The following is a 22,903-nucleotide window of genomic DNA, read 5'->3' on the forward strand; positions in this document are numbered from 1 at the left end:
TAATAATTTAGTTAATTGTTCTTTAGTTTGCCACTTTCCCATAAATATCCCCCTTGTTTTTCCGTATTATGAAAACACTTTCCATTATATGAATAAAAATTAAAGCAGATTGTCGATTTTAAACGGTCGACGTTCTGCCAATCTTAGTAGATATTTCGCTAGCTGCATCTTTCACACTATCAATAAGAGTATCTAATCTGTCTTGATTAATACTATTGCTAGTTACACCTACACTTAATGCCCCTACTACCTTATTATTAAAGCCTATAATAGGTGCAGCAATGGATGCAGTTCCCTCTGTTTTCTCTCCATAACTCACCGCATATCCTTGATTTCTAACGGTTACTAGTTGTTCTGAAAAAGTTTGCTTTTGCTCTGGTGTTAAAAAAGGATATCCGTTAATAAGTTGCCGGCTTTCATCTGACTTCATCTGAGCTAACATAATTTTATTAGGAGCTCCTATATGAAGAGGAATTCGTTCGCCTAAATTATCAATAACTCGGACTTTCAATGGACTATCAATTCTTTCGATAATGGTAGAATACGTGCCATTTAAGACACTTAAGTAAACGCTCTCTTCAACTTCATATGCTAATCGTTCCATGCTTTCTTTTGCAACGATTCTAAAGTCTACCCTTTCTAATTGTCTCAATCCTATTTCCATCCAAATTGGACCTAATGTGTAGTGTTTTGTTTCTGGAATTTGCGAGACAAGACCATTTTTCATTAAAGAATTAAGCAATCGATGAACTGTACTAATAGGGAGAGAGGTTCGATCTGTGATCTCGGAGATGGACCAATAATCTTTTTTATCACAAGAATCCAGTATTTGAATTATATCTACAGCTCGATCAATGGATTGTACCATAACTTACCTCAACTTTAATTTTAGTTTTTAAATGATTGATTAAATATGAATTTAACAAATATTCTCGTCTGAATCAACAAAATTTTTAGAATAAAAAAATAAATAAAATAATTCAAAAGAGAATATTGACTTTTCTAGTTAATTATCTGAAAATTATATGTAATTCCGTATTGTGGAACTATTTCCACTATGCGGAAAACATTATGTGTGAAAGTGAGGAGCACGATGACAAATTTTGATGATAAGAATACTGAGTTAAGGCGAACTATGAAAAGTAGACATCTGTTTATGATTGCACTTGGTGGTGTAATAGGAACTGGACTATTTAATGGTTCTGGATTTATTATCGGCCAAGCTGGACCAGGTGGATCTGTACTTGCATTTATGATAGGCGGATTGTTAATGTACTTTGTTATGTTATGTCTTGGGGAACTTGCTGTAGCAATGCCTAGTTCAGGCTCATTTCAGGATTATGCTACGAAGTTTATTAATCCTGCTACTGGCTTTACGATTGGGTGGTTGTATTGGTTTAGTTGGGCCAACAGTGTAGGCCTTGAATTTACAACTGCAGGTATGACCATGCAACGTTGGCTTCCTGGGGTTCCTGTCTGGGTTTGGTGTTTAACTTTTGGGGTTACCATCTTTGTCATTAATGCACTATCTGCAAGAAGTTATGCAGAAACAGAATTTTGGTTTTCAAGTATAAAGGTATCGGCTATTGTTGCTTTTATCATTCTTGGAGGCGCAGCTATGTTTGGATTAATTGACCTAAAAGGAGGAGAATCTGCTCCACTTTTATCTAACTTTACAAATAACGGGGGACTATTTCCCAATGGTCTTGGTGCAGTACTCTTCACTCTAGTCACAGTGAATTATTCATTCCAAGGCACAGAGTTGGTTGGAATTGCTTCTGGAGAAAGTGAAGATCCAGCAAAAACTTTACCAGGTTCCATTAGAAATATTATTTGGAGAACGATGGTGTTCTTTGTTTTAGCCATATTTGTTCTTTCAGCCTTAATCCCTTGGGAGCAGGCAGGATTAGGAAAGAGCCCATTCGTTGTAGTGCTAGATAACATAGGAATTCCTTATGCAGCTGACATTATGAATTTTGTTATTCTTACGGCTCTCCTTTCGGTAGCCAACTCAGGGCTATATGCCGGAACTAGAATGCTTTGGTCTTTGTCGAGAAATGAAATGGCACCAGCTTTTCTAAAAAAATTATCATCACGTGGAATTCCCTTATATGCATTAATTATGACGATATCTGTTTCTGCCCTTTCACTTTTAACAAGTGTTTTTGCAGCTGAAACTGTTTATCTTTGGTTAATTTCAATTTCCGGGTTTATAACAATTATTGTATGGATGTCAATTTGTGCTTCTCAGTTTTTTTTCCGTAAGCAGTACCTTAATAACGGTGGAAAATTAGAAGATTTAAAGTTTAGAACACCCCTCTATCCGTTTGTTCCAATTGCTGGATTTGTTATATATGGCATCATCATCATAAGCCTGTTTTTCATTCCCGAACAGCGATTAGGAATCTACTGTGGCGTACCATTAATTCTTGCTGGTTATATTCTTTATTATGTAAAAATAAAAAGAAAAATCAATACTAACAGTCAGAGTGAAAACGAGATCAGTAAAACAAGTTGATCAACTCATATTGAACTCTTAATCAATACATGTGCTATAGAAATGAAAACGCTTTATTTTTTGTTTAATTCGTATAATCAGTTTTATATAAAGTAGGGTTGTATACGACATACAACCCTACTTAGAGATTATTTATGCTATTGATATTTTATTAATTTAACTCCTTTATCTATTACCTTCACAAAGAATTCACCTATAAACTGTTTGAATTAACTTTATAAGCTAGCAACCTAAGAGAATCTGGCCCTCTAAGTTTCTAGAGGCATGTTTTTTCTACAAAAATTCAAAATAGAATATTTGAATCAAATTATGATTACCTATAAATCACATTACGTAAATAAAATGCAGGTTATAAGAAAAAAGCTCACCTTTTTAGGTAAGCTTGAAAAGGGGAATATCTATAAAAAAATGCTTTACAGCATGATTAACAATTAATCTATCATTTATTAGTGAAAAAAAGATGAAAATTAACCATACTAAAAGGACATATCATAAGATATGTCCTTCTAAGTTATTTTACTCTGTATATACTTAAAATGCATAATCATGGGTTAGGTTACACCGGGACCAATAAAACTAGCTTTACAAGCAAGATTTTTTCCCATCATGACCTTTCACTTGAAGAGCTTAAATATTTAACCCTCTTTTTATCCATACTACTTTCGTTTGCTTCTTTAAAAGAGGGATTTTATTTCTAAATTTTCTTTTAAGTACCTCTACACTTGAACTATACAATATTTTATCTTTTAAATGATTATTTTTATCTCGCTTTTTTAGCGTATATGCTGGATTAAACGATAATGTCATCTTATAAAGCATCTTATCCTGTTTCTCTATAATTGCTTGGTAGGTCCCTAAATAATGACCCAAATGATTATAATCTCTAATTTTCCCCATCCATATATCCAATTTAATCACCAATTAACTAATAAGTTAGAAACTCAAATTTCATTTAAAGTACTGTTACTAAGAGTCAGCAAAATTTTCTTGTAACCTTAGTTTCCAATTTTTTTAATGATTTTCGCTGGATTCCCTCCCACTACTACATTGTTAGGTATATCCTTAGTTACTACTGAGCCAGATGCAATAACCACATTGTCTCCTATCGTCACTCCTGGATTTATCACTGCACTTCCACCAATCCATACATTATCTCCAAAAATAATTGGTTTTGCATATTCCTTTCCTGAATTACGTTCAGTGGGGTCAAGTGGATGAGTTGCTGTGTAGACATGTACACCAGGTGCAAGCATACAATTATCTCCAAATCTCACTTCACAAACATCTAGTATGACACAATCAAAATTCGCAGAAAAATTCTCTCCTACAAATATGTTGTAGCCATAATCAACTCTGATGTTTGGTTCCATATATACGTTTTCTCCAGTTGAACCAAATAATTCTCTTAATAATTGAGTACGCTTTTCACCTTCAGTTTCCGAAGTTTCATTATATATTCTAACCTGTCGCCTTGCATATTCTCGATCCTTTACTAATTGAGCATCTGCAGGATTATACATTTCCCCAGCTAACATCTTTTCTTTTTCAGTCCTCATTATTTAAATCCTTTCTTTTCACCCTTGAATTCCAAACTAACTCCTAATTATAAATACATATTTTCTTAAGCTAATCCGCCTCTTTGAGTAGCAATAAAATTCATTATATGTTGTTTTCCAGGTGCTGCGTGGATCGCTCCTTTTACTGAAGCTGTAAGTGCCCCACTTGCATTAGCAAAGGTAAGTAATTGTTGATGGTGTTCACTCACTTTTTGACATAGATTTTCGCTCGATACATCAATTGAAAGCAATTCAGATAAAAAACCACCTATAAATGCATCACCTGCTCCGGTTGTATCTGAAACAGTCACTTTAAATCCTTTATCTTCAAATTGCTCTCCATTTTTCAAATAAATAATTGCTCCATCTTTTCCTTTTGTATAAACTACTACTTTTACACTTCCGACAAAAAGAGAGTTAATGGCTTCTCTTTCTTTCTTAATGTTGGTTATAAAAAATAATTCTTCATCGGATACTTTCACAATATCTGCTAAAGGTAAAAAGTCTAGAATTGTTCGACGACAGCTTTCTTTGTCAGGCCATAAGGGAAGACGAACATTGGGATCAAAACTGACAATCCCCCCTATTTTTTGAAAACTATCTATTACTTTGATATGAGTTTGTTTCATTGGACTTTCGACTAAATCTACAGAACAAAAATGAAGAAGGTCTTCCTTATCAAACCACTCTACTTTCACCTCGTTTGGTAAAAGTAATAAGTCAGCTGAATTCTTTCTATAAAAACTGAAGTCTCTATCTCCCAATTTATCTACAGATACGAATGCCAAACCGGTCTCTCCTTCATCGCATCGAATAATATATGAGGTATCTACCCCATTTCCTTCAAGCACATCTACTAAATAATCACCAAAGCTATCATTAGCTATTTTCGTTAGCATAACAGAATTTCCCCCGTATTTTGCAATCGCAATTGCAACGTTCATAGGAGCTCCCCCAGCCACACGTTCAAAGCTAGTAACTTCTTTTAAAGACTTTTCTTTTTGAACAGGAATAAAATCAATTAATGTTTCACCAATACAAAAAACTCTTTTCAACATTTCCACCCCAAAATAATGAACAAGTGCTTGTACACTTGTTCATTCATAGTTTATTTCCAGATATCTTTTAACTTCCAATATGTTAATTCCTTAATCTTTACATCTTCAACATCTGCAAATACTTCAATGCCTAATCTATCTTCAGTTGGATAAATACGACTTGTCATAGTTGCTTGTCCTTCATTTGCAAATACTTCAATAGAGGATCGATCAAGGAATATGCGTAAGGAAAGCTCTTGATTTGCCCTAAGAATGGTATTTCTTACACCATCTTCAACTTTACCAGACTTAGAACAATCGAGTTTTAGTGTTTGTTCGTCCAAGTGATAAGTTAATACAGTCTCTTCCCGGTTAATTCCACGAATTCTTATTCCAACCGACTGAGCGTTACAATTAGTTAAGTCAAACACAGCTTTTATTTCAAGTAAATCCTCGTTTGTTTCTATTAAATAACTATTAGAAATTACATTAGTAAGTGTATTATGTTCAGCCTCACGTAATAAGTTTAATTCTTCCACAGGATTCATTAGAATTTTATCATTCTCTCCTAAAGTAACTTCACGTGGCAATGTAAGTGCCCCACACCATCCATCTTCTTTTGTTGGCATATCTGACTCCCACATATCCATCCAACCAATAGCAATTCGACGCCCTTTTTCATCTAATAACGTTTGAACTGCATAAAAATCATGTCCATTGTCTAACTCATTAAATGACCCGTGTATAAACTCGTTTGTTTCGTAATTGTAATCTCCAATTAAATATCCCGTTTGGAATAGGTTGTTGTATAAATCCCCATCTTTTTTAATACCTTGTGGAGAAAGCATGAGAACGTATTTTCCATCTAATTCAAAGAAATCTGGACATTCCCACATGAATCCTAGTTCTTCGTTTCCTTGTGCCAATACACCAATGTATGACCACTTACGTAAATCTGGAGAACGGTATAAAATTACTCTGCCTACATTCTCCTTGGTCGAATTTCCTACTACCATATACCAACTATCTTTGTGTTTCCATACTTTAGGATCACGGAAATGATGACTACTATCCGTAGGTGGTTCAGGAATTACGGGATTTTCTGCAATCTTATGAAATGTTAAACCATCGGTACTAACAGCAAGATTTTGATTTTGATAAAATAGATCTTTTTCTTTGTCTATATAGTGATGACCTGTATAGATTAACGTTAATTCACCATCATTATCTACAGCGCTTCCCGAGAAACACCCGTCAGTATCACAAGCATCACCAGGAGCTAAAGCGATAGGCAAGTGTTCCCAATGCACAAGATCCTTACTCTTAACATGGCCCCAGTGCATTGGACCCCAGTTTTCATCGTATGGATGGTGTTGATAAAAGACATGATATTCTCCTTTATACTGTACTAAACCATTTGGATCATTAACCCAGTTGGCAGGTGCCATAATATGATAGCCTAACCGATAACGGTTATTTACTCCTTCTTTTGCGGTATCCAATGCTTCTTGCGCTTGTTGAAGTTTGTTTATTGTGAACATTCTAACATCTCCTTATATAACTTGTTTTATGTCCTTTATATTTCCTTCTAAATGTTTACTTTTATTAGAACTTAATAAAGTAAACATTGAAATAATAGTAAAACAAAGGACCATTATTCCTAGAATAAGGTAGGTATGACGGAACCCTATCATGTCGTATAATTTACCTGCAAAAGGTGATAACAAAGATGCACCTATTTGAGAGGCAGCCTGAAATCCAACTAAATATAAAACGGAAGATAGTCGTGTATCGAAGTTAGCTGCAAAATATTTAAAAATAGCAATCAACATAATGGGTAATTCTAATGCATGTATTAATTTCATTGAGGAAATCCCAATTGGCTCCACTACTAGCCCTGAACCAATAATACGAAGTGCCATTAGAAGACCGGCTAATAATAGTCCGTTTTTGGCTCCAATTTTATTTACAATAAAAGGTGCAATAAACATCATTCCGGCCTCTAAAAATACTTGAAAAGAACTTAAATATCCAAATACCTGATTCCCTGTGGCTTCAGTAGCGAATAAAGATGTGTAGTAAATTGGAAATTGCTGATCGTACACACTATATACACACGTTACTCCAATCACATACATCATCAAAAACCAAAACTTCTTTAAAAGAAAAAGTTGTCCAACATCCTTTAATTTAACGGATTCAGCTTTTTCCAATTCAAAGTTTGTGACTTCTATTTTCACTGATAAAATAATTGCAACTAAGATAATTGCTGAAACAGATGCCACCCAAAAGTTGATATTGGGATTAATATTAAATAGCTGACCTGCAAAAAAAGTTGCTGACGCCCAACCTAACGAACCCCACATTCTAGACTTTCCGTATTCGAAATTATATTTGCGGCTAACTTTTTCAACATAGGTTTCAATGGCGCCAATACCTGCAGAAATACCAATTCCTAAATAAATAGCTCCTACAGCTGCACCTAAAATCACATTATATTTTAATAGTGGTCCATATATATAAATATAAAATGGTCCTACAAATACAAGTAGTAAACTAATAAAAGATAATATATTTTTCTTTAGACCTATTTTGTCGGAGATATAACCATATACAGGCTGTATACACAATGCGAAGATAGCGTTTACAGAAAAAATCAAACCTGTGGCTGATCCACTCAAATTCAATTCTTGTTTTAACCAAATAGGAAATAAAGAGGCGCTAGAAGACCAAGTAAAAAAGAAAAAGAAAAAATAAGCACTTAATTTCCAATAGAGAACTTTTGAACTTTTCATGTTTGTTGCTCCTTTAACTAGATATATAGAATCTTTGAAACAAAAACTGAAAGCACTTTCAGATTTATTTTATGTCAACCGGTTGACGCTTTTTAAAAAAATTACCCATACATAGGTATTGTTTTCGTAACAATAACCTAATTTTTTTCTTATTTAATACCTGTTCCTGAACCACCAATCCCTTCTAAAATATAACGCTGAGCCACTATATAGATAAGAATTAATGGTATGGTGGATATTGTTAAAACAGCCATAACTTGATTCGTGTAAACTGGCTCCGTACTATTAATAGCTGTAATTGCTACTTGAATCGGAAATTTTGACTTGTCCGTTAAAACCATTAAAGGCCAAATATAATCATTCCAACTTCCGATAAAGGCTAAAGTTCCAACTGTAGCAACAGCCGGTTTAGACATCGGGAGCATAATTCTTAAGAATATTTGCCACGTATTTGCCCCATCCAATTTGGCTGATTCAATAATCTCTGCTGGAATAGCCATAAAAAAGTTCCGGAATAGATAGATATTGAATGCCCCTGCTAAGGCAGGCAGAATTACTGCAAGACGAGTATCTACTAATCCCAGTTTGTGAACTATAGTAAATTGTGAGATTAAGATTGTTTCCAGTGGTACGATTAAAAGAGCTAATAAAAGACCAAACAGTACTCTTTTTCCATTAAAATTCAATTTAGCGAACGCATAACCTGCCATCCCATTGATAATGACAGAACCTGCTGCTACACATAAACCATAAAACAAGCTGTTTACTATATAACCAAGTAAATGAAAGCGTGACAGAACTTGCTTATAGGATATAAACCAATCCGACGGATGAATAGAAGGTAGGAAAGCCTTGATACTGTTCATATTATTATAAACTTCTGCTTCAGGTTTCATCGATGATGCGATCATCCAAAACAATGGAAATATAAATAATACCGCGAGCAGAACTAAACAAATGTATTCTAAAATTGTTAAGGGCCCGAATTTCCGTCTCATTAGTCATCTTCCTCCTTCACTAATTTCCGTTGGGCTAGTGTAACCAATCCAATAATTGTTCCAAATAGAAGAGCAATGGAACTAGCATATCCAACCATTCGATCCGTAAAGCCAGTTTGATAAATGTAATATACAACTGTCATGGTGGAGTTTACCGGCCCCCCTTGCGTCATAACCATTGGTTGAACCAATAGTTTAAATGCACCAATTAATGTCGTAATAAAGATAAAGATGGAAGTAGGCTTTAATAAAGGTAATGTAATGTAAATAAACCGTTGCCATTTATTCATTCCATCTAGCTGTGCAGCTTCATAGACATCTCCAGGGATGTTCTGCAAACCTGCTAGAAAAATTAGCATCTGAAAGCCAGCTCCTTGCCAAGCTGAAACGAAAACAATTGTAAACATAGCCTGTTTAGGGCTTGTTAAGAACGGTTGAGCTGAAACACCAAAATAAGTGAGTACATTGTTGATAATTCCTTCATTTGGATTTAACAAATAAAGCCAAAGAACTGAAATAACAACGAGCGACATTACCACAGGACTAAAGTAAGCTACCTTAAAAAATGTGTTGGCTTTACGTTGTTTGTTTAACAGGAGGGCCAGCCCAAGAGCTGCCCCTATCTGTAAAGGAATTACCCAAACGACAAATTTCAGTGTATTCGCCAGGCTTTTTAAGAAAATAGGATCCTTAAATAAATTGATAAAGTTGTCCAATCCTACAAATTTGCGCATATCGGGTGTTAAAAGATAATAATCTGTAAATGCATAGTAGACGGACATAATAGCTGGAATAATAAGAAACAGCAATAAAAGTAATAATGCTGGTCCTAAAAATGTATAAGCTACTACATTTTCTTTCCATTTAATTTTATTTTTAGTCTTTTTTTCTGTTTCCGGGAATGTGTAAACAGTCTTATTTCCTTTCAATCCAGTTTTAATCATAATGCCTCCTTCTAGCTGCTTTTATCGATTAGCCTTATCGATAGCTGCTTGCATTTCTGTAGCACGTGTATCTAAGACTTTTTTGATGTTTTTATTTTGATCATAGAAACTGATATCATCAATTGTTTGTTGGAAAGCACGTGTTACTTGTGGATACGCTGGTGTTACTGGTCGTGCGTGTCCTGATTCCTTTAATTGCTTCATAAACACATTCATTTGATCAGAAAATTCTTTTGTAAGTACTTTTTCAGAAGAGTAACGAACTGGGAGTGCTGCAATTGTACGACTTAATTCTAAATTCGAATCTTTATTTGTCATCCAATCTACTAGTTTAGCAGACCATTCTTTATTTTCAGATTTCTGTGTCATTGCAAACTGCCAACTTCCTGAAGGTGAAACTAGTTTCTTTGTTTTTGGTGATACTGGATAAGGCATCACACCATAGTCAACTTTTTGGAAGTTTGTTTCCATATCCGTTACTGTCCATACACCACTAAACTTCATTGGATACTTTTCTGTTTCAAAAGCTTGTTTGACTGGAGTACGCGTTGTATAACCTTCTTTTAGCATCGTTTGAATAAAACTCATGGCTTCAACACTAGGCTTTTTATTAAACACACCTTCTGCTTTGGTACCATCTTTTGAGAGAATTTCTCCACCTGCAGACCATACAAATGGCGTTAGTGCATACGTTAACATTTCATCTTTTGATTGTAATTGCATATCAATAGCCGGTTTATTATATTTTTCTTTCAGCGTTTTACAAAGAGCCATGAATTGATCCCATGTCCAAGGATTATCAACTGTCGGTAACGTACTTAAATCAACGCCTGCCTCTTGTAGCATTTTTTTATTGTAGTAAATTCCCACGGATGATTCACTCGCACCAATCGCATACAATTTGTCTTTGTATGTTCCTTGTTGCTTAATACTCGGTAGTAAATCATCTTGATCTTTCACATAATCATCTAGTGAAGCAATGATGCCAGATTTTGCATAAGCAGCTGTATTTGGGCCATCCAATGTAATAACATCTGGTAACGTATCCGTTGTCAGTGCTGCGTTTACTTTATCTTCATACCCTCCTCCGTTCCCACTACGTGGAATAAATTCAATTTTAGCTTTAACATTTTTAGATGCATACTTCTTGTTAAAGGCGTCTATTCGTTTTTTATATACCTTACCTTCTTCACTATCGTCTGATACGTGTACCCACATTGTAATCATTTGTTTGCCGTCACTACTTACGCTTCTATCCTTATTACAACCTGCTACAGCAAGAATTAGTAATAAAGATAGACCTACTAAAAACCATTTCTTCATACGTTCCAGTCCCCCTTATTTCTCCTTATTCACAACAAATATATAAAAGCGCTTTCAAGGAGTATTTTATGTCAACCGTTTACATATGTCAATCGGTTGACATGCTTTTTTTGAAATATCAAACTTTTCGTTCCTACCCTTAAAACGGAGCTATAATATATTAGAATATATGTATTATTAATATATAGTTCATAATAAAAGTTAATATTTGTTCGATATGAGCTAATAGCAATTAACCCCTAATTCTTGCACATGTTAGAGATATTTTCTACAATAAGTCCGTACCAAATAAACTTTAATTAGTTAAAGTATTCCTCATAATAAACTATTTCACAATATGGAATTTTTATTAAACAGGAAATTGTAAAGTTGTCAAAGGAGGAATTAATTTTAATTGTTATAAAGTATTTATCTAATGTTTAATAAGCTATTTCCCTAACCTAAATAAAAAAATTATTATGTGACTAAAAAATATAAAAGCTTATTTAAATAATAAAGAGAAAAAAATCCTAATATAATATTAATAAGTGGTATTTAGTAGGATAGGAGGAAATAAAATGAAACCTAATATCCATGATGTAGCAAAAGTCGCAGGAGTTTCATCAACAACAGTTTCACGTGTCTTAAATAATCGAGGTTACATAAGTGAGAAAACAAAGGATAAAGTTTATAAAGCGATGGAGGAAATTAATTATTTCCCAAACGATTTAGCGCGTTCCTTATTTCATAAAAAAACAAATTTAATAGGGTTAATTATACCCAATTCAAGTAACCCTTTTTTCGGTGAACTTGCCTTTCATATTGAAAGTGTTTGTACTTCACTAGGTTATAAATTGTTGCTTTGTAACAGTTTAAACCGTATGGATAAAGAGGAAAAATACTTAGAAATGCTTATACGAAACCAGGTAGATGGGGTCATTGTTGTAACATACAACCGAGGAGTTCTCGATTATCACAAACAAAATTTACCTATCGTAGCAATTGATCATTATTTATCTGAAAAGATTCCTGTTGTAGGATCCGATAATTATGATGGAGGAAAAAAAGCTACAGAATTGTTAATAAAGAAACAGTGTGAAAATATTATTCATATTAATGGGCCACTCGATCTGGAAACACCAGCAAACTTAAGAAGAAAAGCGTATGAGGATGTTATGAAGGGATACGGAAAATTACCAATTACATATGAAGTCTCTCCTCAGAAGAGCCGTCAGGAGGTAATAGCTAAGCTTTTTGATGAACATCCGGAAGTAGACGGTATTTTTGCAAGTGATGATCTAATTGCGGCTGCTGTCATAACAGAAGCTAGAAAAAGAGGGAAAGATATACCCACTCAATTAAAAGTGATTGGTTACGATGGAACGGAAACAGTAAAGGCTATACTACCAGAATTAACGACCATACAACAACCTATTGATTCTATTGCAAAGGTAGCAATAGACATTTTATCTAAAGAGATTGAGGGCGAATTCAACAACATAGAATTTGAAACATATCTGCCTGTTAAGCTTTTAGAGGATGGAACTACTTAAATAAATTCATAACATTTACAAAGGAAAAAGTTTTCTTTGTAAAGACCTGGAAGCAATTTATCCTTAATTTAGAGTGATTAAAATAACTCCTTTCCCCAAAAGATTTCGAGCTTGGTTGTCTCAGAAAGGTTGAGAAATCAGGGATGTATAAAGAATTTTGTACACCAGCAAAAGAATCCTTGTTAGATGCCTTCAGTATGGATTCTTTTGTCTGGTTCTTTTAAGAAACAATATGTAAATTAAATGCAAGTTATAAGAAAAGAAGATGAAAAATTAGATCATTATTGAAATATGTTATCTCCTTCTTAAATAAAGCAAACATCAATCAATTAGTTTCTACTCGCTTTGCTCTTTAGCTTAAATAGTTCATTTATAAAAATAAATAAATCTCCAAGTAATTTACTTTCTAGGTTAGTTTATTAAGCTCTTTCCTACTCTATTTTAATAAAAAAGGACTTCCACAGTATTCGATTTCCAAGTACTTTTGTAAATAAACCCTAATTGTATTCCTTTATATAAACTTGAAATTGCCACGAACACGCATTTACATCAAAAATGTCAGTAAATAAGTCTAATTCTAAGCAATGAGTTATATATAATTTGTTTTCTAGTATAAAATTCTTTAGTTGAAGTATTTTTTCAGTTCGACTTTTATTTGTGTAGGGTAAAGTTAAGTAGTTCCCTGCGGGAATGACAGAAAACAAATCTTTATTTTTAAGATAATCTTCTTTATCTACTAATTCAAAAATAAAGGTTGGTATTGGATGACCTGTTTCATCAATGTGATATAAAGTTCCACTTTCATAAATGCTCTTTATTTTATAGCTCTCCATTAAACGCTCTAAGGTTGTATAATCTAATAAATCCGATGACTCTATTCCTTTAGTAGAAGGTGTAGTTACCAAGTAACGTTCTTGAAAATGCGTTACTTTAAAATCATCGTCATTCATTATATTGAATGAATCATCGATTTTTTTCTTGAGAATATCAATTTTGTTTTTGATTGAGTTTAGTTGACTTATTTGTGCAATGATATCCTTTTTCTTCTGTTCCATGAAACATAATAATTCTTCAGTATTTCCAGAAGAAAAAATTTTTCGCATTTCTTCAATACTTACATTTAATTGGCGCCCTGTCTTAATAATATCAATGTGGAAAAATTGTTCAGAAGAGTAATACCTATAGCCAGTACTTTCATTAATGTATGCAGGTATTAAAATTTTTTCTTTGTGATAATATCTTAAGGCCTTAATAGATAAATTCTTAAGCTTAGAAGTTTCCCCAATAGAATATAATTTATATCTTTTTTTCATATTACCCCTCGCATAAAAATTCTTAATTAATCATAGCTACTATAATACTGACAGATTTTAAATAAGAATGCCTCTAAAAAAAAGATAAAGGTAAAAGTTCATTACATTTTATATTGTTATAACCTAACACAACCCAGTTAATAAATACCTTCAACTGGGTTGCTTCTATTTATCTCGTTAAATGAGATTGATGGGTAACTGTTTTAAACCACGAATTATAAAACTTTGTCGCCATTCTAATTCAGATAATTCAGCTGCAAGAGTAAGATTTGGGTATTCCTCAAGCAAAACCTGAATAGCAATCTCTCCTTCTAGTCGAGCTAGTGGTGCACCTAGACAATAGTGAATACCTTTACCAAAAGCAAGATGTGGACTTTTCTCTTTTGTAATATCAAGAGTATTAGGATTCTCAAACGCTGCTGGATCATGATTGGCGGAGGCAAGTGAAACAATAACATGGTCTCCCTTCGCAACCTGCTGACCCATAAACATAAAACTTTCTTTTGCCCAACGGTCTGTACTGAATTCAACTGGCCCGTTAAAACGTAGTAATTCCTCAATAGCCTGTGCCACAAGGGAAGGGTCTGCTTTTAGCAACGCAAGTTGCTCTGGATGTGTAAGTAACGCTAGTAAACCGTTGGCAATGAGATTGACAGTCGTTTCATGTCCTGCCACGATAAGTAGCATAACAACTCCATATAATTCACTTACGGTCAGTCGTTCTCCTCCTTCCTCAGCTTGAATTAAGTAAGACATTAGATCTTCTCCAGGAGTAACACGCTTTTGTTCTGTCAACTTTCCCAAATAATCCATAAATTCCATATTAACTTTGTCATACTTAGAATCATCATTTATATCCACCAATGCGTTAGACCAACGCTGGAAATCAAGCTGATCTTCAGATGGAATGCCAAGTAATTCACAAATGACTCTAATTGGAATCGGAAACGCATAAGCATTGATAAAATCAACTGTTCCCTTGTTACTCATGAGCTTAGCTTGTTCTCTTGCAATTTCTTCAATGCGCCCTCTTAACTTCTCAATCCTTTTGGGTGTAAACCCACTTTGTACTAAACTGCGTAAACGATGATGATCTGGCGGGTCAACAAAAAGCATACTTTGAGCGATTGGAGGTAAATTCTCATCTGTCATTTCATCAGGAAAGACGGTCCGCATATCTTTTATAAATCTATTATCTTTTAATACAGCTTCTGCTGCCTTATACGTAAAAGCCATCCATGTAGTGTGTCCTTCATTAAGCATCTTCACTTTTGTAAAAGGTTGGTGTGGACGAATTTTCTTGTAATAATCATAAGGGTTTTGGTGAAACTGTTGTGAAAATAAATCAAGCGATTTAATATCCATAAGTATTGCCCTCCCTTTCTAAACTCCATCGTACTAATAAGCTGCTTTATTTCCGGATAAACATTTTTTCCAACCTCACGAAATAATACACTCCATATCCAAACACCCCTTCTATTAATTTATAACCTAAGTTTAATGTCTACCCTAAGAGGAGAGTCAATCTTGTTTTTTGTAGAAGCATTGGTTAGATTAAATTTTATATTTTTGTGATTAACCGTGTAATTTTGTTTTCAAAATATCTCTTCTCAGGAAAGAATAGCCCAATCTATTCTCTTATATTAATATTGGCTAATTGTTGTTTGAAATCCCAGTCTTTAGGTTTTTTCTTATCATTGAACCACAAGGTTCCTCCTAGTATCCAATATTCCCGATATTCCGCAATGGTTGTTTCTAATTTCGTATCGTCATATCCCGGTTGAAAACCGCAGCAATTACAGATTAGTCCTATATTAGGTAGCCCTTTTCGATTGTACAGTGGTTTTGATAAATGGCTATATCCACAAACTAAACAAACGTAACAACTTCTCTTCCTAAAATGCTTAAACAATTGAGTGGTTCACTCCTTTTCATAGTGACTAAAAGATTTCAGAATTAGATTATTAAGTTTTTAGAAACTTACTATCAATTTCAAATAACTTTACATATTCAGATTATTTCTCTCGTAAACAACATGATTTTTCCATATTCTTAAGCTTTAACTTTGTTTATCTTAATATAAAATCAACTTTTAAAGATGTACGTAAGGGCAATTTAATATATATTTTCTAAAGAAGAATTCAGACTTATTGAAAACGCATTTTAAAAAAAGAAGAGGATAATAATTCTTTTTGAGAACTTCATTATAAAAATTTTCAAGAGAATAATAAATCTGCCCAAACGTACGTATTCAGCTTCAAAATACTTTGTTACGATGTGTCTTGATTAATAGATTGAGAGGAGAAAGATATGTCTAAATTGTTGTATAAAATAGGAGGTTGGTCTGCCAGAAACAAGTTCAAAGTTCTTGGTGGGTGGATTATTATAATGGTTGCTATTCTAACCATTGCTTTTACATTGAAACCAACATTCAATGATGATATGGCTATACCAGGTACACCTTCGGAAAAAGCAGGTAATATCATTTCTGAAGAATTTCCATCTGCACCTAAGGTGGGGTCAATACGGATAATTTTCGGTGCTGTTGAAAACGAAAAACTTGATTCAAAAGAAAATCAAAAAACTATCTCAGACGCCCTAACTAAAATATCAAAAGATAAAGCAGTAAAATCTATTGCAAACCCTTATGAAGTGGGAACTATTAGTAGTGATGGTACTGTTGCCTATGCTGATATTACTTACAAGAAAAAAGCTGAAAATATAACAGAGAAGTCCAAAAAATTAGTCAAAGATAGTGCCAAGATGACAGAAGATAAAGGTATCAAAACAGAATTAAGTGGAGATATTACACTCTCTTCCCTTAAGATCGGTGGCGTATCTGAGGTAATTGGAATTGTGATGGCTTTCATCGTACTAGCTGTAATGTTTACTTCATTTCTGATTGCAGGATTACCAATTTTCACGGCTTTAATAGGACTAGCTACAAGTTTAGGAATTACATTCCTATCTACTAAGTTCTTCGATATCTCATCCGTAAGTATGACGCTATCCATCATGATTGGTTTAGCAGTTGGTATTGACTATGCATTATTTATTTTCTCTAAGCACAGACAACAACTATCAGAAGAGATGGATATTCATAAATCCATTGCCCAAGCAACAGGGACAGCTGGAGGAGCTGTGGTATTTGCTGGTTTGACCGTTATCGTAGCTCTTTGTGGATTGACCGTAGTTGGTATTCCGTTCCTTGCGACGATGGGGTTAACTGCAGCTATTAGTGTGTTGATGGCCATACTTATTTCTATCACGTTAGTTCCAGCTATTTTAGCTTGGACAGGTAATAAAATGAGACCCAATCGTAAGGTTTCAGGCATTTTTCAATTCATTGCTAAAAGAAGAGAAAAAAATCAAAATCAATCAACCAACTGGTGGGGAAGATTCCTCAAACGTCAGCCATTGCTGATTACGATTATTGGTATTTTGCTTCTATTGACTGTGAGTGTACCTGCACTTCATCTAAGACTAGGTCTTCCTGATAACGGCATGAAAGGTGAAAATACACCTGAAAGACAAGCGTATGATTTAATGGCAGAAGGGTTTGGTAAAGGAGTTAACGGTCCACTCGTTGCGTTGATTGATGCATCTGACATAGATGGAAACAAAATGGATAAAATCAACAACATGGCTAAAAAGCTAACAAAGTTAGACAATGTAGCTAGCGCAACTCCTGCAGTACCAAGTGAGAATGGGAAATATGCCATTGTTAATATTACTCCTAAAACGGGACCTAACGACAAAGAAACAACAGATTTAGTACATGATATCCGCGACGTTACGTTAGCAGATAGTAAAGAGAGTCCACATATATATGTCACGGGTATTACGGCAGTCAATATTGATATAGCAGAAAAATTGAATGAAGCCATACCAGTATTCGCTAGTCTAATTGTAGGATTTGCTTTCTTATTACTACTAATTGTATTCCGATCACTGCTCGTTCCTCTTACGGCGGTTTTAGGCTTCCTATTGACCATGACAGCTACGCTAGGGTTTACGGTATTCGTTTTACAAGATGGTTATTTAGGTGATTTATTTGGAATACCAGCCAAAGGACCAATTTTAGCTTTCTTACCAGTTCTTGTAATAGGTATCTTGTTTGGTCTTGCTATGGACTACCAAGTCTTTCTTGTTAGTCGTATGCGAGAAGAATATGTGAATACAGGGAATGCAAGAGAATCTGTTCAAGCCGGTATCAAATTCAGTGGACCTGTTGTTACTGCTGCTGGATTAATCATGATTTTCGTGTTTGCAGGTTTCATATTCCCAGAAGACTTACAGATTAAATCAATGGGATTGTCACTCGCATTTGGTATTCTCTTTGATGCCTTTATTATTAGATTAACCATTATCCCAGGTCTTATGATACTGATGGGTAAAGCATCTTGGTACTTACCAAAATGGTTAGATAGAATTATTCCAAATGTCGACATTGAGGGGCATAGCCTGAACGAAATATTAGAAAAGGAAAAAAATAAAAAAGAGAAAAAGCATAGCTTAGGATATGAAAAATAACAAAAAGACCTCTACTTTATATGTAGAGGTCTTTTTGTTATTTGTTGCTACTCAACAAATGTATTTTAAACATATAATTTTTAATTAGATAAACTGTAAAAAGAGTTACCGTTTTTTATTTTTTAAATCTTAGCTTTCTATATGTATGATTTAGAATAGCTTTGAAAAGAAGTTCCTACTTGAAGCGAAAAAAGAAGAGATAATTCATCTCCTCTTTTTTCGCTTTATAAATGGAGGATGCCTAATTGAATGGCTACAGCTACAGCTTCAGCTCTTGAATCTACTCCTAATTTGTTATAAATACTGGTTAACTTAGACTTTACTGTCCTCTCTGCAATTCCTATATCATAAGCAATTTCTTTACTTGTAGAGCCGCGTGCCACAGATTGTAAGATGGTTATTTCTTTTTGAGTTAACACTATTTTGGCTTTACTTTGATCTTTAAGAAGTTTTGTTTTATAATTTTTGATTCGTTCTATGATTTCAGGTTGTAGCAAAGTCTCTCCCCTAATAGCTGAATCAATGGATTCGAATAGGTTCTCTACGTTTGTATCTTTTAATAAATATCCTTTAGCACCTGCTTCAATCCCCTCCATCATCAATTGATCCTCGTTATAGGTAGTGAGGATAATGATAGGTATTCCAGGGTTTGTTATTCCTATCTTCTTAATCGCTTCTAATCCACTCATTACCGGCATGTACAAGTCCATCAAAATTACATCTGGCTTTAACTTCTCTACTAGATCTATAGCCATTCTTCCATTTTCAGCTTCTCCTACTATGGCATATTTATCACTTGTTTCAATAAGCAACTTAAGACCTTCTCTCACTACAAGATGATCATCTACAATTAATATTCTATGTTGCATTTATTTACTCAGCTCCTTGCAGTGGGATGTTAATTTGTATATTTGTTCCCTTATCTTTCTCGCTATTAATATCTACTTTCCCTCCTATAATTCGTACCCTTTCTTGAATACCTAGCAAGCCATAGTGACTCCCCTTACCTATCTTCATTTCAATATTAAAACCGACCCCATCATCCTTTACCAAAAGAGAGAGGATTCCACCCTTTTCCTCAATCCTTATCCAGACATTTGTTGCTTTTGCATGACGTGCTATATTTGATAAGCATTCAGTTATAATGCGTAAGCAGTGTTCAGATATTGTACTGGAAAGTTGCTTCATAATCCTGAAATTAACATGACATTCTAGTCCGGTTGCGTCAGTAAAATGCTGTACTTCATCTATAATACATTGTTGGAAGTCATACTCTTCCTTAGTATGCAGACGTAAATTATCAATGGCTAGTCGTGCAGCAGCTAATGTTTCACTAACTCTCCTCATAGATTGGACGACAATTTCTTTTGCTCGTTTGTCATTTCCCTTATTAAGATGAATATTAGTCGCTTCTAATTGCATCTTTAGTCCAGCCAACCCTTGTGCCAACGTATCATGTAAATCTCTTGCTAATCTTTGACGCTCATTATGTATCGTAAGCCGTTCAACTTGTTGATGAGCCAATTCAATTTCTTCTAAAATATGCTGCGTCCGTATTCTAGCGTTAACTTGATTAAAAAATATAACAGCATAAGATACAATGACGACCATAATAGGGATAGTCATAATTAAAAATGTGTCAATGGATTTAAATGGGACAATAACCAAAGTGTTTATAGTGAATAAAACAAGAATAATCAAGAAGAGATAGTTTTTTTTGCGGCCTGTTGCTCCTATTACTTGTCCAATTAATAAGGGATAGAGAGTAATGATTATGACAGGGATATTTCGCATAAAAAAGGCACTGATATATACAATTAATGATTGTAAGACGAAGTATAACCAATATCTCCTCGGTAAAAATAAGTTAGAATACCAGTAAATAGTTCCGAAAAGTATAATGAGTATCGTAAAAGTTACGCATTGCTCAATTGTAGCTGCAGTCTGAATTTGTAATATTAAAGATATAGTATAAGCTATGACTATCCATATTAACCCAGGCAGCCTTGCAGCAATCATATTGTTATATTCCTTCTCATTCGGTGTTCTCTCGTAAGATGTCCTATTCATGACTACTTCACTTCCTTTAGTAATAAACATAATATAAATTCTCTATCGATGTATGCCCTTAAGGGCAATCAAAATTCCTAACGTATGGTCTAAAAGAACTCTTACATGCACAAAATTTCCACCTGACAGTAATAGCTTGTACTAAAATACCATTCATTTAATTATTCCAAAAAGTAATGAATATGTAATATAAAAAGCTCTGCGAGATTTTTCGCAAAGCTTTTGTAACTCTGTATATTATTGTATTAATCGTCTTATTTTTTCTATACTTAACCCTGTGAATTTCACAATATCTTCTAATGGCATTCCATTCTTATGCATGTCCCGAATCAACTGAATTTTCCCTTCTTCTAAGCCTTCTTCCCGCGCATGAGCTAACTTGGCTTGTTCATCAAGTAATAACTTTTCCCGTGCTTCATATGCACTTCGAAAAGAAGAATCATGACTCATATTTTCCCATTTATCTATCGCTTTTTGTAGAATTGGATCTTGATTCATTGCAATCTCCTCCAATGTTTGTGTTAAATGTTCATCTTCATGAGCCGGTAATAATAAAATCCAACGAACAAATGCATTTTCCCATGGATTTACTTTTTCTTCACGCCATTGTTTCACAAGCTTTGGAATTTCCACAAAGTGAATTTCAATATCATCACTTAAAACACGTTGCTTTTGTGTATTCCATAGTTGGCCGGTTGTGTGGAATTCTTCATCCGAAGGAAATAGGATAAAATCTAATAAATTAATGGTAATGGTTTTTCGTAAGGAGCGATAGGGCATCCCTTCTTGCATTTGGGAGGTATATAATTTACTCCAATAATACAAAGAACGCTTAATCATATCATGCGTGTTACGAAGTTGTATTTCTATATTCACTTGTGTCCCATTATCTAGTGTGGCTAATAAATCTAAGATGGACAATTTATCATCTTCGTAAGCTTTATGAAGATGTGGATCCTCTAATTGAAGAGACATGATAGGTGCATCTAAAGATTTTTCTAAAACGGCATTTAGAAAACCAGTTAATATATCCTCACTGCCTTTTGTACCGAATAATTGTTTAAAAGCAAAATCGATTCGTAAGTTGACTAATTTTGTGGCCATGGGTTTCTCTTCCTATCTATCTTATTTCTTACTTTTATTTTATAAGATAGATCGAAGTGTTTGCAAATGTCTACGACAAAATAATCTCTTTATCATCAAAAGAAACTTGAACCAATTTCTAATACATTTGCAAGGGGAGAAGAAAGTCATTTAGTTGAATCTGATTCATTTGGGGTCCCGAAACGTACAGGACGTAATATTCAAATCTAATACAAGATGTTAGAGTAACTATTGTTGTTAACAAAGTAAAAAGCCACCCAGTGTTTGCCAACAGTAGTTTTTTCTTCATATACAGATTATAAGTGTGAATAATTATCTATATTTCGCTTAAACTTTCGTTTTACTTCTTCAAAAGCTTTCGTTTGTCCCTCATAAAATATTGAACTATTTAGATCTTTTCTTTTTTCTGCATCCTTAGACCATCTTTCAGACCTTTCAATTAACTTATCAAGCAACTCAACCATTTTTTCATTTCCCATACTTTCACCAGCCTTCAATTTTAATTGGAAATATTTATATGATTTTTGTTAAGTAATATGTTCTATAGCTTTTCAATAAATCCTTTAAGAATAAGTGGATGAATATAATGTAATTAAAAATATTGAGGATATAATACATAATCTATGGTCAGGATTGTCCAATGTAGGTAGTCCCAAAAGGCACACCCTTTTATACTGTGTAGAATCAAACGACAGAGTGTCTATTTAATTAATAAAATAAACCTTTATGAACGTATAAAAATTAATCCACCTTTATAGACAATATGTCATATTCAATTTTAGATCATTGCGTACTTGCAATAATGAATAACATTCTATATGTTGAGCAAACTACAAAAGAGCGTGGAAACTCCATTCATGTACAATTCTTTTTTCTTTTTGCAAAAAAACTATCCTACTCGCATAGGATAGTTTTTTCATTTGCTGTTAGTATATTTTTTAGAAAACAGGAATAAAATGTAATCGGATACCTTCCGACATTGGTATTTGCAATCTAATTTCTTTAATGAAAAGCTACTGTTGAGGCACAGTAGCTTTTCTATTTTAGGCTGTATATGCCGTGTTTTATGACGGGATGATGCCTTTTTTTATCAACAATGTGTCAGTAGTGCTACAAGATGTTTCATTTTTTATACATACGTGTATCAAAGGTTATAGGACATCGTTCTCATGGTATACTA

General features: G+C 33.9%; 18 protein-coding genes. 3 read left to right on the forward strand and 15 right to left on the reverse strand.

What is annotated here, in order from left to right; translation table 11 throughout:
* Positions 1–118: 118 nt before the first annotated feature.
* Positions 119–868: an IclR family transcriptional regulator gene (locus ACFX4N_RS29855; RefSeq protein WP_377263635.1), complete on the reverse strand. Its 750-nt coding sequence runs from the start codon at positions 866–868 to the stop codon at positions 119–121.
* 225 nt (positions 869–1,093) lie between these two features.
* Here ACFX4N_RS29855 and ACFX4N_RS29860 point away from each other — a divergent pair, with 225 nt between their 5' ends.
* Positions 1,094–2,518, forward strand: a complete 1,425-nt coding sequence (locus ACFX4N_RS29860; RefSeq protein WP_377263669.1) for an amino acid permease — start codon at positions 1,094–1,096, stop codon at positions 2,516–2,518.
* A 627-nt stretch (positions 2,519–3,145) separates the two neighbouring features.
* Here ACFX4N_RS29860 and ACFX4N_RS29865 read toward each other — a convergent pair.
* The 8 genes from ACFX4N_RS29865 to ACFX4N_RS29900 all read right to left on the reverse strand — a co-directional run bounded on the left by ACFX4N_RS29865 (position 3,146) and on the right by ACFX4N_RS29900 (position 11,171).
* Positions 3,146–3,427 (reverse strand): hypothetical protein, encoded by a 282-nt coding sequence (locus ACFX4N_RS29865; RefSeq protein WP_377263637.1) that lies wholly within the window; start codon positions 3,425–3,427, stop codon positions 3,146–3,148.
* Between the two features lie 86 nt (positions 3,428–3,513).
* Complete coding sequence (locus ACFX4N_RS29870) at positions 3,514–4,074, reverse strand: maltose acetyltransferase domain-containing protein (RefSeq protein ID WP_377263639.1); 561 nt, start codon at positions 4,072–4,074, stop codon at positions 3,514–3,516.
* A gap of 65 nt (positions 4,075–4,139) precedes the next feature.
* A complete protein-coding gene (locus tag ACFX4N_RS29875) occupies positions 4,140–5,129 on the reverse strand; it encodes a carbohydrate kinase family protein (RefSeq protein WP_377263641.1) in 990 nt (329 codons plus the stop codon).
* Between the two features lie 53 nt (positions 5,130–5,182).
* Positions 5,183–6,643 (reverse strand): glycoside hydrolase family 32 protein, encoded by a 1,461-nt coding sequence (locus ACFX4N_RS29880; protein WP_377263671.1) that lies wholly within the window; start codon positions 6,641–6,643, stop codon positions 5,183–5,185.
* A 21-nt stretch (positions 6,644–6,664) separates the two neighbouring features.
* Positions 6,665–7,906, reverse strand: a complete 1,242-nt coding sequence (locus tag ACFX4N_RS29885) for an MFS transporter (protein ID WP_377263643.1) — start codon at positions 7,904–7,906, stop codon at positions 6,665–6,667.
* Positions 7,907–8,055: 149 nt separating this feature from the next.
* Positions 8,056–8,904 carry a carbohydrate ABC transporter permease gene (locus ACFX4N_RS29890; RefSeq protein ID WP_098278694.1) on the reverse strand — a complete coding sequence of 283 codons (849 nt, stop codon included), beginning with the start codon at positions 8,902–8,904 and terminating at the stop codon, positions 8,056–8,058.
* On the reverse strand, positions 8,904–9,848 hold the full coding sequence (locus tag ACFX4N_RS29895) for a carbohydrate ABC transporter permease (RefSeq protein ID WP_377263645.1): 945 nt from the start codon (positions 9,846–9,848) through the stop codon (positions 8,904–8,906). The genes ACFX4N_RS29890 and ACFX4N_RS29895 overlap by 1 nt, the downstream gene beginning before the upstream one ends.
* A gap of 21 nt (positions 9,849–9,869) precedes the next feature.
* Entirely contained in the window at positions 9,870–11,171 is a 1,302-nt protein-coding gene (locus ACFX4N_RS29900; protein WP_377263647.1) for an ABC transporter substrate-binding protein, read from the reverse strand.
* Between the two features lie 557 nt (positions 11,172–11,728).
* On the opposite strand from ACFX4N_RS29900, the gene ACFX4N_RS29905 reads away from it, so the two are divergent.
* On the forward strand, positions 11,729–12,703 hold the full coding sequence (locus ACFX4N_RS29905; protein ID WP_377263649.1) for a LacI family DNA-binding transcriptional regulator: 975 nt from the start codon (positions 11,729–11,731) through the stop codon (positions 12,701–12,703).
* Between the two features lie 497 nt (positions 12,704–13,200).
* Here ACFX4N_RS29905 and ACFX4N_RS29910 read toward each other — a convergent pair whose 3' ends face one another.
* Positions 13,201–14,016: a MerR family transcriptional regulator gene (locus tag ACFX4N_RS29910; protein WP_377263651.1), complete on the reverse strand. Its 816-nt coding sequence runs from the start codon at positions 14,014–14,016 to the stop codon at positions 13,201–13,203.
* 177 nt (positions 14,017–14,193) lie between these two features.
* Positions 14,194–15,381, reverse strand: a complete 1,188-nt coding sequence (locus tag ACFX4N_RS29915) for a cytochrome P450 family protein (RefSeq protein ID WP_377263653.1) — start codon at positions 15,379–15,381, stop codon at positions 14,194–14,196.
* A 945-nt stretch (positions 15,382–16,326) separates the two neighbouring features.
* Between ACFX4N_RS29915 and ACFX4N_RS29920 the strand changes: the two genes are divergently transcribed.
* The gene (locus ACFX4N_RS29920; protein ID WP_377263655.1) at positions 16,327–18,549 is read left to right on the forward strand and encodes an MMPL family transporter; all 2,223 of its coding nucleotides are present in this window, start codon (positions 16,327–16,329) and stop codon (positions 18,547–18,549) included.
* A 224-nt stretch (positions 18,550–18,773) separates the two neighbouring features.
* On the opposite strand, the gene ACFX4N_RS29925 is transcribed toward ACFX4N_RS29920, so the two are convergent.
* The 4 genes from ACFX4N_RS29925 to ACFX4N_RS29940 all read right to left on the reverse strand — a co-directional run bounded on the left by ACFX4N_RS29925 (position 18,774) and on the right by ACFX4N_RS29940 (position 22,202).
* Positions 18,774–19,418 (reverse strand): response regulator, encoded by a 645-nt coding sequence (locus ACFX4N_RS29925; RefSeq protein WP_377263657.1) that lies wholly within the window; start codon positions 19,416–19,418, stop codon positions 18,774–18,776.
* A 4-nt stretch (positions 19,419–19,422) separates the two neighbouring features.
* On the reverse strand, positions 19,423–20,568 hold the full coding sequence (locus ACFX4N_RS29930; protein ID WP_377263659.1) for a sensor histidine kinase: 1,146 nt from the start codon (positions 20,566–20,568) through the stop codon (positions 19,423–19,425).
* 288 nt (positions 20,569–20,856) lie between these two features.
* A complete protein-coding gene (locus tag ACFX4N_RS29935; protein ID WP_377263661.1) occupies positions 20,857–21,723 on the reverse strand; it encodes an Rpn family recombination-promoting nuclease/putative transposase in 867 nt (288 codons plus the stop codon).
* A gap of 296 nt (positions 21,724–22,019) precedes the next feature.
* Positions 22,020–22,202: a hypothetical protein gene (locus ACFX4N_RS29940; protein WP_047932881.1), complete on the reverse strand. Its 183-nt coding sequence runs from the start codon at positions 22,200–22,202 to the stop codon at positions 22,020–22,022.
* Positions 22,203–22,903 lie beyond the last annotated feature (701 nt).

The organism is Priestia sp. YIM B13551 (assembly GCF_042787905.1).
Classification (GTDB): domain Bacteria; phylum Bacillota; class Bacilli; order Bacillales; family Bacillaceae_H; genus Priestia.

What these genes read in the sequence shown, in the direction of transcription:
- ACFX4N_RS29855 (WP_377263635.1), bottom strand. Translation starts at nt 868, where the DNA reads ATGGTACAATCCATTGATCGAGCTGTAGATATAATTCAAATACTGGAT.
- ACFX4N_RS29860 (WP_377263669.1), top strand. Translation starts at nt 1,094, where the DNA reads ATGACAAATTTTGATGATAAGAATACTGAGTTAAGGCGAACTATGAAA.
- ACFX4N_RS29870 (WP_377263639.1), bottom strand. Translation starts at nt 4,074, where the DNA reads ATGAGGACTGAAAAAGAAAAGATGTTAGCTGGGGAAATGTATAATCCT.
- ACFX4N_RS29885 (WP_377263643.1), bottom strand. Translation starts at nt 7,906, where the DNA reads ATGAAAAGTTCAAAAGTTCTCTATTGGAAATTAAGTGCTTATTTTTTC.
- ACFX4N_RS29890 (WP_098278694.1), bottom strand. Translation starts at nt 8,904, where the DNA reads ATGAGACGGAAATTCGGGCCCTTAACAATTTTAGAATACATTTGTTTA.
- ACFX4N_RS29895 (WP_377263645.1), bottom strand. Translation starts at nt 9,848, where the DNA reads ATGATTAAAACTGGATTGAAAGGAAATAAGACTGTTTACACATTCCCG.
- ACFX4N_RS29900 (WP_377263647.1), bottom strand. Translation starts at nt 11,171, where the DNA reads ATGAAGAAATGGTTTTTAGTAGGTCTATCTTTATTACTAATTCTTGCT.
- ACFX4N_RS29905 (WP_377263649.1), top strand. Translation starts at nt 11,729, where the DNA reads ATGAAACCTAATATCCATGATGTAGCAAAAGTCGCAGGAGTTTCATCA.
- ACFX4N_RS29910 (WP_377263651.1), bottom strand. Translation starts at nt 14,016, where the DNA reads ATGAAAAAAAGATATAAATTATATTCTATTGGGGAAACTTCTAAGCTT.
- ACFX4N_RS29915 (WP_377263653.1), bottom strand. Translation starts at nt 15,381, where the DNA reads ATGGATATTAAATCGCTTGATTTATTTTCACAACAGTTTCACCAAAAC.
- ACFX4N_RS29920 (WP_377263655.1), top strand. Translation starts at nt 16,327, where the DNA reads ATGTCTAAATTGTTGTATAAAATAGGAGGTTGGTCTGCCAGAAACAAG.
- ACFX4N_RS29925 (WP_377263657.1), bottom strand. Translation starts at nt 19,418, where the DNA reads ATGCAACATAGAATATTAATTGTAGATGATCATCTTGTAGTGAGAGAA.
- ACFX4N_RS29930 (WP_377263659.1), bottom strand. Translation starts at nt 20,568, where the DNA reads ATGATTGCTGCAAGGCTGCCTGGGTTAATATGGATAGTCATAGCTTAT.
- ACFX4N_RS29935 (WP_377263661.1), bottom strand. Translation starts at nt 21,723, where the DNA reads ATGGCCACAAAATTAGTCAACTTACGAATCGATTTTGCTTTTAAACAA.
- ACFX4N_RS29940 (WP_047932881.1), bottom strand. Translation starts at nt 22,202, where the DNA reads ATGGGAAATGAAAAAATGGTTGAGTTGCTTGATAAGTTAATTGAAAGG.